Below are 11,233 nucleotides of genomic sequence, written 5' to 3'. Positions count from 1 at the left end.
CGCCTGCCGCCAGACGGTGCGCGGCAAAGCCCACGTGCGTCCAGCCGGCCGACTCTGGCGTCACTTCGACGATGGCCGAACCGGCCCTAGCCTTGACCAGCAGCGGGCTCATGCCGCCTCCCGACCCAGGCGGGGAATCGCGTCGACCAGCCGCGCCAGGTAATCGTGGCCCATCTTCGCGTATTCGTAACTAGGCGCCACGGCCGGATCTTGCTCCGCCTCCACCACCAGCCAGCCTTCATAACCGTGCAGATACAGGCGCGTGAGGATGGCCGGAAAGTCGATGCTGCCGTCGCCCGGCACGCTGAAGGCGCCATTGATGACGGCCTGCAGGAAACTCCAGTGGCCATTTCTCGCCAGTTTCACCACGTTGGGGCGCACATCCTTGCAATGCACGTGGCAGATGCGTTCAATATGTTTATTCAGCACCGCCAGCGCGTCGCCGCCGGCAAAGGTGATGTGGCCCGTGTCGAACAGCAAGCCGACTTCCGACCCCGTCAAGGCCATCAACTGGTCCACGTCCGCCGGGGTTTCCACGTAGGCGCCCATGTGGTGGTGATAGGCCAGGCGCACGCCGTGGCCGAGCAAGTGTTTCGCGAACGCCGTCAATTTGTCCGCGTACGCCTGCCATTGCTGCGGCGACTGGAAACGCGGACGTTTATACAACGGGCGGGCTTCACCCTGGATCGCGTCCGCCACTTCGCCATACACCATGACGGTGGCGCCGCTGCCGGCCAGCAAGCGCAGATGCGGCCCGACGGCGGCAATTTCCTCTTCCACGGACCGGTGCGCCAGGCGGCCCGAATACCAGCCGGACACGCAGGCGAGATTGTATTTCCCCAGCACGGCGTTCAGGGCGGGGGCATCCTTGGGAAACTTGTTGCCCAATTCAAAACCCACGTAGCCGATCTCGGCGCCCTCTTTCAAGGCCGTTTCCAGGGGCGTCTCGCCGCCCAGCGACGGTAAATCGTCGTTCATCCACGAGATCGGGTTGATGCCGATCTTCACATTCCATGTAGTCATTTTTGTTGTCCTTGGCGGTCAAGTTCATAACGGGCGCGCGCCGCTTGCACGCCGGCTTGCGTCGAGACTTCGGGTACGGCCACTTCCCACCAGCACCCCCCCTCCTCGGTCGTGCGCGTGGCGTCCGTATTGATGCAGATCAAGTAGGTGCGCGATGCGGCGCGGGCGCGCAGCATGGCCTGCTCCAGCTCGGCGATGTTGGCCACGTGCTCGGACAGCGCACCCAGCGACCGTGCATGCAGGGCGAAGTCGATGGCGGGTGCGCTGTCGGGCAACATATTGTTGAATGACGCGTTGCCGCACGCCTGCTGCAGGCGGTTGATGCAACCGTAACCCCGGTTGTCGAGCACGACGATGATGAGTTTTTTATCCAGCATGACGGACGTGGCGATTTCCGAATTCATCATCAAATAACTGCCGTCGCCCACCATGACGACAACCTCGGCATCCGGTTTCGCCATCTTGACGCCGAGGCCGCCGGCGATTTCATAGCCCATGCACGAATAGCCGTATTCCATGTGGTAGCCGCCGGGCGTGCTGGTGCGCCACAGTTTGTGCAGTTCGGCCGGCAAGGTGCCCGCCGCGCAAACGACGATGTCGCGGCTGGTGGAATCGGGAGCGGAACGCTGCACGGCGCCGATGACTTCGCCGTCATACGGCAAGCCGGCCACCTCGCGCTGGCCTGTAATGGCCAGCACGGTATCGCGCCATGCGTTCCCAGCCTGCTGCGCGCGCTCCAGCCAGTGGCCCGCGCTGTTCCAGTTAGGCAAGTACCGCGACAAGCCCTGCAAACCAAGTGTCGCGTCCGCCTGCACGCCCAGGCCACGGCGTTTCAGCGCATCGAAAGCGTTGACGTTCAGGCTGACCAGTTGCGCTTGCGCAAACAGGGAATTCGAGCCCGTCGTAAAATCCTGCAAGCGCGTGCCCACGGCCAGCACCACGTCCGCCTGCGCCGCCAGCGCGTTCGCGGCAGGCGAACCCGTCACGCCGATGGCGCCCAGCTGCAGCGGATGGTCCCACGGCAAGGCGCTCTTGCCGGCCTGGGTTTCCGCCACGGGGATGCCGTGGCGCTCGGCAAACGCCTGCAAGGCGGCGCCAGCCTTGCCGTACAGCACGCCGCCGCCGGCCACGATCAGCGGCTGTTTCGCATGTTTCAGCAAGGCGGCCGCCTCTTCCAGTTCCTGCTCCACGGGCGGCACGGCGCGGAAACGCACGGTGCGCGGAGTAAAGAAATCGGCCGGATAGTCATACGCCATCGTCTGCACATCTTGCGGCAGAGATAACGTGACGGGACCGCAGGCGGCCGGGTCCGTCAAGGCGGCGATGGCGCGCGGCAAGGCCGTCAGCAATTGCTCCGGATACACGATGCGGTCGAAATAGCGCGATAAAGGTTTAAAGGCGTCATTCACAGACACGCTGCCGTCGCCGGCATCTTCCAGCTGCTGCAACACGGGGTCCGGCGCGCGCGAGACGAACACGTCGCCGGGCAACAGCAAGACCGGCAAGCGATTCACGTGCGCCAGCGCGGCGGCCGTCAGCAAATTGGTGGCGCCGGGGCCGATGGAACTGGTGACCGCCAGCATGCGCCGGCGCATGTGGGCTTTCGCATAGGCAATGGCCGAGTGCGCCATCGCCTGTTCATTGTGGGCGCGGTACGTGGGGAAGCTGTCGCGGTACTGGTACAGCGCCTCGCCCAGGCCCGCCACATTGCCGTGGCCAAAGATGGCGAAGGCGCCGCCGAACAGGGGGATCAAGGAACCATCGCCCTCTTCCGTGCGCAAGGCGGCCAGGTAGCGGACTAAAGCCTGCGCCATGGTCAATCTGATCGTGGCGCTCATGCTGCACGCTCCAGGCGGTTGCGCGTGCGCTGCCACAGGGCAATGAGCTGCTCGAAGTTGGCGCGCACGGCGGCGATCAGGCCCGCATCGTCCAGCTCTCCGGCCAGCCAGCGGCGGCTCGGCTCCTGGAAGATGGTGCGGCCCACCATGAAGCCGCGGCACGTCGTGCTGGCACTGGCTTGTTCAAAACTGGCGGCCAGGGCGGCGATCGGCGCGTTCAAGCCCAGCAATACCACGCCACGGCAATACGGATCGCGCTCGTGCACGAGGGCATCGATGGCTTGCCATTGCTGGGCTGACATGCTTTCCAGCTTCCACCATTCCGGGTAAATGCCCAGGTTGTACAAGCGCTTGACGGCGCGCAAGACTGTGTCGTCGTGCTGCGGCAAGGAGTCCGACGGTATGACTTCCAACAACAGTTCGTGACCGCTCACTTGCGCCGCGTCATACAGGGCCTTGATCTGCGCTTCCTGTTCCAATCGGTTTTCCACGGTATCGTCCGGATGCAACTGCACCAAGCACTTGATCACGTGTTCCTTCGGCCAGCTGAGCAGGTGCGAACCGATGGAGCGACCCCAGTCGAATTGCAGCGGGTTCGATCCCGGCATCTCGACAGGACGGCCGATCCACCAGCCGCGCCCGGTCGCATCGTTGAGCGCATCGACGCCATAGCGGTCATCGATCAGCACGCCCGTGCCTCCCTGCAAGCCACGCGCCGCTTCCGTCTGGCCCACGGCTTGCACGAACAATTGCTTGAGCCGTGAAATTTTTGCCTCGTCGCTACCGCCCTGCTGGGCCAGTTCGAAAAATTGCGTGCGATGATCAAAAGCAAACACGCACAGTTCATTCCACTGCTTGCGCTCCACCGTCGTGCGGTGCAAGCGGGACAGTGTCGCGTCCTGGTCAGGACGGCTCAGTTTGGCCGCGTTGGCAAGGAAATAGTCGAGTTCCACGGGCGACGGCATGGCCGGTGCGCAACCGTGGCGCGACACGACGAGGGCGCCGCAGCCATTTGCATAACGGCAGCACGCTTCGTAATCCTCACCGCGCAGCCAGCCTTTCAAAAAGCCCGAGAGAAACGCGTCCCCGGCACCCAGCACGTTCAGCACTTCGACGTACACGCCCTGATAGTTGAAAGCCTCATCGAGACCGGCTGGAATAGCCGCGTCGATGACGGCGCAGCCCAGCGGCCCCCGCTTGACGACGAGGGTGGCACCGCTCACGGCCCGCACGGCGCGCAAGGAGGCCATGATGTCGACGCCGCCGCCGGCGATCATGAATTCCTCTTCCGTGCCGACGATCAGGTCGAATTGCGGCAGGATCGCCTGTAGGTGGCGCGTTACGCCGTCGTTCGAGACGAAACGCGTTTCGCCGTCCGCCTTGCCTGAGAGTCCCCACAGCACGGGCCGGTAATCGATGTCGAGCACGGTGCGCACGTTATTGGCGCGCGCCAATTTCAGGGCCTGCGTGCTGACGGCGTGCATGGCAGCCGTCGAAAAATGCGTGCCGGTGATCAACAGCGCCTTGCTGGAAGCCATAAAGGCGGCGTCGACGGCGGATGGCTCGATAGCCATGTCGGCGCAATTTTCACGGTAGAAAATCAGCGGGAAGGTATTTTTATCCTTGATGCCCAGCATCACCAGCGCCGTCAAACGGTCGTGGTCGATGCCGACATGGCTGACGTCGCAGCCCTCTTTCGCCAAGGTGTCCGTCAAGAAACGGCCCATGTGGTCGTCGCCCACTTTCGACAGCATGGCGGACTTCAAGCCCAGGCGGGCCGTGCCGAAGGCGATATTCGCCGACGAGCCGCCCAGGTACTTGGCGAAACTGGTCGCGTCTTCCAGGGTGCTGCCGATCTGCTGCGCGTACAGGTCCACCGCAAGGCGGCCCAGGCAGATCACGTCCAGCGCGCGTCCCTGGGCAAATTCAGTCGTATTCTTCATGACATGCATTCCTTATGACAATTGCACGATGCGCTGTTCGCGCCATGACACGGTGGCCGCCTCGGCCAGTTCCAGTGCCTTCAATCCATCATGGACGGTGGTGCGCAAGGGCGCGCCATGGGCAAAGGCCTCGAAAAAGTGCGCCATTTCGCTGGCGTAGGCGGCGCGGTAGCGTTCCAGGAAAAAGTCTTCCGGCTTGTCGACGCTGACGTTCACCGAACCATAGGCCGTCACTTCCGTCGGCTTGTGGTTGCCTGCCTGCAGCATGCCGGCGCTGCCCAGCACTTCGAAGCGCTGGTCGTAGCCGTAGGCGGCGCGGCGCGAGGCATTGATCTGGCACAAACGTCCCTTGGCCGTGCGGATGGTGACGACGGCCGTGTCCAGGTCCCCTGCCTCGCCGATGGCGGGGTCGACGAGGCAACTGCCCGTGGCGTGCACGCTGACGGCTTCATCGTCGAGTATCCAGCGGAAAATGTCGAAATCGTGGATCAGCATATCCTTGAAGATGCCGCCCGAGACCTTGATGTAGCTCACGGGTGGCGGGCCGGGATCGCGGCTGGTGACGACCAGCAATTCGGGCGCGCCGATCTCGCCCGCTTCGATGCGTGTCTTGACGGCATTGAAAGTCGGGTCGTAGCGGCGCTGGAAACCGATCATGCACAGCACGCCAGCATCCTTGACGGCAACGGCGGCGGCGCGCGCACGCTCCAGCGTCAGGTCGACGGGTTTTTCGCAAAAGATGGCCTTGCCGGCGGCCGCCGCGCGCACGATCAGGTCCGCATGCGTATCCGTGCTCGACGCGATCAGCACGGCCTTGACTTCAGGGTCGGCCAGCACCGCTTCCACGCTGGCGACGCTGGCGCCATGCAGGGCCGCCACTTCCGCCGCCGCGCCCGCATGCACGTCGACCACGTATTTCAGGCGCACGCCAGGCTGGCGCACCAGATTGCCGGCGTGAATGCGGCCGATGCGCCCGGCGCCGAACAATGCCACTTGAATCATTTCCATCTCCTTGATAGTCGAAATAATGCCGCCCGGAAATGCACACGTGTGCAAATCCGGGCAAAAAAGGTTAAAACAGGTGGATGACGCCCAGCATCACACCGCTGAGCTTGGCCCCCTTCTTGGTGGCGGCGAAGGCATTGCCGCCAAACGTGTAGTTGGCGTTCCTGTCGTTATTCGTTTGCGTATAGTAGGCGTAGACGGTGCTGCGCTTGGACAGGTAATACTCGTAGCCCAGGGTGGCCTGCTTGGCACCGCTGTCGTCGCCGCGCACCAGGGTGGTCGCCTTGATGGTCACGCTGCTGCCGTTGGGCGCGCTGCCTGACACGTCGCCCGCCACGCCGAACCTGCCGATGAAGGAACCGCTGCCCGCCTTGTAGGCGCCCGTGATGGTGAAGTAGTCGCGCTGCAAGTCGCCGCCGGCCACGTCATACACCATGCGGTTCCAGGCCACGCCCACGTCGCCGCCGCCGAAGTTGTAATTGCCCACGGCGCGGAACATCTTTTCGCTGAAGCCGGGGCGCAAGTCCTTGTGCTTTTCATAGCCGACGGCGCCCTTGATGGGGCCGTTCACGTATTGCACGATGCCCGAATAGATACGGTCGCCGTTCGATGCCTCGTTTTCGCTGGCGCGGTAAATCGTGGCGCTGAAGCCTTGCAGCACGGGCGTGCGGTAGCTGACGGCGTTCGAACTCCGGCGGTTGAAGCCTTCGCCGCCCAGCTGGGAGATGTTGGCGTCATCCTGGATGCCTTCGCCCACGAAACGGTTGGTGTAGCCGTTGATCTGGCGAATCGGCGTGGCGAAGCGGCCCAGCGCGATGCGGCCATAGGCGGGGTTTTCCAGCCCGACAAAGGTATCCTTGCTATTGATGACGCCCGTTCCATCGTCCAGCTTGGCATTGCCCTCGATCTGGAAGAAGGCCGTGTTGCCATTGCCCAAGTCTTCCCTTCCCCGGAAACCAATCTTCGAGGAATTGTCCGATACGCGAGAAATGGATTCGCCATTCGGCGCCGTGGCCGAGCTTGACGTTTCGATACGGTCGAAGCCTGCATGGATGCGGCCGTACACGACGACGCTCGATTCGGCCAGCACGCAGCCTGGCACGGCCAGCAAGAATACGGCGGCGATCTTGTTCAACTGCATGGTGTTCATCTCGTTTTTCATCCCGTTTTTCATTTTGTCTCCTGCTTGTTTTTATGGTGGTGGATTACTCATGATGCTCAACAGTGTGTTGCCACTCCGCGCGTCCCTCGCCGGACGCCTGTCCTCCCTTTCAATAAAATGTGCTCAGGCACAGCGCGGCAAGGCCAGCGCCGCCAGTTGCGGATACAGGCGGGGGCCGCCCACCAGGATGGGATTGCCCTTTTCCAGGCCGTTATCGGCCAGGAAATCATTGCAGCGCCCGCCCGCCTCGTTGACGAGCACGATACCGGCCAGGCAATCCCAGGAATTGATGTGCGGCTCGAAATAACCGATCAGGCGTCCGGCCGCCACATAGGCGATCATCAGCGCGCCGGAACCGTTGCGGATGAACATGCCACCCTCTTCCAGCACATCGAGCAGGAACGGTAAAAAGGTATCGGTGCCCACGCGGTGCGAAAAGCCCACGCCCAGCACGCCGCCCTGCAGGCTGGCCACGTCGTTGACGCGCAGCCGCGTTTCGCCGGCCTTCGCCGCCACGTAGGCGCCCTGCCCCTGGCAGGCGTGGAACAGCTCGTCCGCATTCGGGTCGTACACGGCGCCGATGGCCGGCTTGCCGTCGACCAGCACGCCAATCGACACGCACCAGGCCAGCATACCGTTGACGAAGCAGGCCGTGCCGTCGATGGGATCGATGACCCACACGCAGCGCGCGTCCGACGCCCCGCCGCCGCGCTCCTCGCCCACCACGGCGTCGTCAGGAAAACGCGCGGCGATTTGCGCACGCACATAGTCTTCCACCATGCGATCGGCGATACTGACCATGTCCTGCAAGCCTTTTTCCTCGATCACCAGTTCCGTGCGGCGGTGAAACATGCCCAGCGCAATCTCGCCGGCCTGGCGGATGATGTGCCGGGCGTAAGCATAGCGCTCCAGGGTAGCCGCGTCGGCCAGTACCGCTGCCTGTGTCATATCTGTCATGCTTGTCCTCCAATGATGGCTGCGCCATGTTCGTGTACGGTCATGGCGACCGATGTGCCTTGCGTGAAAACCTGGCTCAAGTCGTGCGAGACGGCAAACAGTTCGCCGACCGGCGTGTCGAGCGTGTATTGCATTTCGCGTCCCAGGTAGGTGGCGCGTGCCACGCGCACCACCATGGCGCTGTCGGGCTGCGCGGGCGACAGCAGGATTGCTTCCGGACGCACGGCGAAACTCGCTTCGCCGCTGCGCTGGCTGCGGCATGGCAGACGCAGCCGCAACTTGCCCATGACGCAGGTGGCCTTGCCGTCGGCCACCGCTTCGATCACGCCATCGACGATGTTGGCGTTACAGATGAAGTCGGCGACGAATTTGTCGGCCGGCGATTCGAACAGCTCGTGCGGCGTGCCCTTTTGCGCGATCACTTGCCGGTTCATCACGATGATCTGGTCGGAAATGGCCAGCGCCTCTTCCTGGTCATGCGTGACATACACGGCCGTCAAGCCCAGCTTGACCTGGATGTCGCGGATCTCGTCGCGCACGCGGCGGCGCAGTTTCGTGTCGAGGTTCGACAGCGGCTCGTCCAGCAGCAGCACCTTGGGCTGCAGCACCAGCGAACGGGCCACGGCCACGCGCTGCTGCTGGCCGCCCGACAACTCGTTCGGGAAGCGCGCGGCAAAGTCGGCCAGGCCCACTAGGCGCAAGCTTTCCTGCGCCCGTTCCACGGCGCGCGGCTTGGTTTCACCGGACACGATGAGGCCGTAGCACACGTTGTCGAGCACCGTCATGTGCGGAAACAGGGCGTAGGACTGGAACACCATGCTGACGTCGCGCTCCGCGGCCGAGGTCAAGGTGACGTCCTCGCCGGCCAGCAGGATGCGCCCGGCGCTGACGCGTTCCAGGCCGGCGATCAGGCGCAGGGTCGAGGTCTTGCCGCAGCCGCTGGGACCCAGCAGGGTGACCATGGTGCGCGGCGCGATCGTGAACGAGACGTCGTTCACGGCCAGCGCCTTGCCGTAGCGCTTGGTGACGCCATCGAATTCCAGCGCGGCAATCTCTGTTTCGTGGGTAGTAAAGTGGTTCATGCGTAGCTCTTTTCCAGGTTGGGAACGGCGGCCGGCAGCGTTTTTTCGGCGCTGACGCGGCGAAGGCGGCGCTTGCCGACCAGCAAATGAATCAATTGGATGCACAGCAGGATGACGACGATCAAGACCGTGGCGTAGGCAATCGCCGTGCCGTAGTTGCCGTTCGACACCAGGCCGATGATGTAGGACGTGGCCATGTCGTAATCGGCGCTGACGAGGAAGACGACAGCCGAGATCGACGTGATCGAGCGCACGAAGCCATACACGAGGGCCGAGGCAATGGCTGGGCGCAACAGCGGCAGGATGACCTTGCGCATGGTGGTCCAGCTGCTGGCGCCCAGAGTGATCGAGGCCTCGTCCAGGCTGCCGTCGAGCTGGCGCATGGCGGCGATGCCCGTACGCAATCCCATCGGCATGTTGCGGAAGACAAAGCACAGAATCAAAATCGTCGCCGTGCCCGTCAACTCGATGGGCGCCGAGTTGAACGCCAGGATGTAGCTGATGCCGATGACGGTGCCGGGAATGGCAAAGCTGAGCATGGTGCCGAACTCGAACGCGCTTTTCAGGGCGAATTGCTGGCGTACCAGCAGCCAGGCCGACAGGATGCCGACAAAGGCCGTCAAGGGCGCGGCGATGGCCGAAATCGTCAAGGTGGTGAACAGCGACGGCCAGGCCTGGCCCGTCCAGTGCCAGCCGGAAGTGCCCGCCGTGATGCCGAAAGCGTCGATGTAATGGCGCAAGGTGAAGGCGTTGTCCTGGCCCCAGTTATTCACGAAGCCGCCCGCCACCACCGTGCCGTAGATCAGGGCCGTGAAGGCGAACCATGGCAGGGCGATGGTCCACAGCATGGTTTTCAGGCGCGGGTTGAGCGAGGCGTGGCCGCCGTGGTCGGCCTTGCCCGTCACCGTCACATACGATTTCTTGCCCAGCCACAAGTTCTGGATGAAGAAGGCGCCCACGGCAAAGGTCAGCAGCACGATGGCCAAAGTCGCCGCGCGGCCCTGGTCGTTCGAGGCGCCCACCACGGAAAAGAAGATTTCCGTCGACAGCACGTGGAAATTGCCGCCCAGCACCATCGGGTTGCCAAAGTCGGCCATGCTTTCGATAAAGCACAGCAAAAAGGCATTGGCGATGCCTGGACGCATCAAGGGCAGCGACACCTTGACGAAGGTTTGCCAGCTGCTGGCGCCCAGGGTGCCCGATGCTTCTTCCAGCGAAGGGCTGACGCCTTCCACCACACCAATTAATGTCATGAAGGCAATCGGCGCAAAGGCCAGCATCTGCGACAGCCACACGCCCGTCATGCCGTACAGCCAGCGGCTCTGCTCGATACCGAACAGGTCGCCGACGAGGCCCGTGATGGCGCCGTTGCGACCGAACAGCAGGATCAGGGCCAGGCCCAGCACGAAGGGCGGCGTGACGATGGGGAGTATCGTAATGGCGCGCATCGGGCGTACCCAGCGGCCATTGGTGCGCGTCACCAAGAGGGCGAACACGAGACCGAGGAAGGTGGCCGACACGCCCGTCAGCAGCGCCAGCGCCAGGGTGTTCCAGGCCACGCCGCAGCGGCCGGGACCGGACACGCAATTGAGGCTCCAGATGCCGGGGTCCGCCAGGCGGCGCGCCAGGGCAGCGGCACCCGTGCCTCCATCATCCATGGGCTGGCCGGCGCTGACGAGGATCAGCGCCACGGGGAACAGCACGAACAGGGAGATCAGGCAAATAATGAGGCCAATGGCGCCGGCGACGAAGGCGTCGCCGCGGCACACGCCGCAGGCGGCCGCGCCCGAGGTGAGGAGGAACAGCAGGCACAGCGCCAGCAGCAGCGCGCCGAAGCCCAGGCCCGTGCCGGCGGCCAACGGCCCCCAGCCCAGCCATGCCAGCCACAGCATGCCGGCGCCGCCGATGGCGATCTGGCCCAGGCCCAGGGTCTTGCGGTGGGGATTGCCGGCCACCAGCGCGGCGCTGGCGGCGATCAGGGCGAAGAACACGCCCAGCGGCCAGGCGCCGAACGACAGCAGGTGCAGCACGGCCGGTGCGCCACGGTCACTGAAGAACTGGCCGTCGCGCAACCATTCGCCGGCAAACAATCCCGCTTCCTGTTGCTGCCAGGGCAACAGGCACAACGCTGCCAGGGCGGCCAGCAGCCAGCCGTAAAATATCTTTTTCATGAGGTCTCTATCCAGCTAAGTAGACCCGCCGGCATGGCCATTGCGGCATGCG

At 63.9% G+C, this 11,233-nt stretch carries 8 protein-coding genes and 1 pseudogene; all 9 read right to left on the bottom strand.

Going from position 1 to position 11,233, the window contains the following annotated elements; translation table 11 throughout:
• A pseudogene (locus tag O3301_RS21805) lies at positions 1-112 on the bottom strand (5-deoxy-glucuronate isomerase); the annotation flags it as partial.
• Positions 109-1,023 carry a myo-inosose-2 dehydratase gene (gene iolE, locus O3301_RS21800; RefSeq protein ID WP_305057473.1) on the bottom strand — a complete coding sequence of 305 codons (915 nt, stop codon included), beginning with the start codon at positions 1,021-1,023 and terminating at the stop codon, positions 109-111. The pseudogene O3301_RS21805 and the gene iolE, both read right to left, overlap by 4 nt.
• The gene (gene iolD / locus O3301_RS21795) at positions 1,020-2,861 is read right to left on the bottom strand and encodes a 3D-(3,5/4)-trihydroxycyclohexane-1,2-dione acylhydrolase (decyclizing) (protein ID WP_305057472.1); all 1,842 of its coding nucleotides are present in this window, start codon (positions 2,859-2,861) and stop codon (positions 1,020-1,022) included. Before iolD ends, iolE begins: the two co-directional genes overlap by 4 nt.
• On the bottom strand, positions 2,858-4,804 hold the full coding sequence (gene iolC / locus O3301_RS21790) for a 5-dehydro-2-deoxygluconokinase (protein ID WP_305057471.1): 1,947 nt from the start codon (positions 4,802-4,804) through the stop codon (positions 2,858-2,860). Before iolC ends, iolD begins: the two co-directional genes overlap by 4 nt.
• A 12-nt stretch (positions 4,805-4,816) precedes the next feature.
• Entirely contained in the window at positions 4,817-5,806 is a 990-nt protein-coding gene (gene iolG, locus O3301_RS21785; protein WP_305057470.1) for an inositol 2-dehydrogenase, read from the bottom strand.
• A gap of 70 nt (positions 5,807-5,876) precedes the next feature.
• Positions 5,877-6,983, bottom strand: a complete 1,107-nt coding sequence (locus tag O3301_RS21780; protein WP_305057469.1) for a porin — start codon at positions 6,981-6,983, stop codon at positions 5,877-5,879.
• A gap of 111 nt (positions 6,984-7,094) precedes the next feature.
• Positions 7,095-7,928, bottom strand: a complete 834-nt coding sequence (locus O3301_RS21775) for an inositol monophosphatase (protein WP_099666580.1) — start codon at positions 7,926-7,928, stop codon at positions 7,095-7,097.
• Positions 7,925-9,010 carry an ABC transporter ATP-binding protein gene (locus tag O3301_RS21770; RefSeq protein WP_305057468.1) on the bottom strand — a complete coding sequence of 362 codons (1,086 nt, stop codon included), beginning with the start codon at positions 9,008-9,010 and terminating at the stop codon, positions 7,925-7,927. The genes O3301_RS21775 and O3301_RS21770 overlap by 4 nt, the downstream gene beginning before the upstream one ends.
• On the bottom strand, positions 9,007-11,181 hold the full coding sequence (locus O3301_RS21765; protein WP_305057467.1) for an iron ABC transporter permease: 2,175 nt from the start codon (positions 11,179-11,181) through the stop codon (positions 9,007-9,009). Before O3301_RS21765 ends, O3301_RS21770 begins: the two co-directional genes overlap by 4 nt.
• Positions 11,182-11,233: the final 52 nt, after the last annotated feature.

The sequence above is a fragment of the Janthinobacterium sp. SUN211 genome, assembly GCF_030587315.1.
In the GTDB taxonomy this organism is placed as follows: Bacteria; Pseudomonadota; Gammaproteobacteria; order Burkholderiales; family Burkholderiaceae_D; genus Janthinobacterium; species Janthinobacterium kumbetense.
The sequence above is the reverse complement of the archived record's forward strand: the minus strand, read 5'-3'. Positions and strand labels throughout refer to the sequence as shown.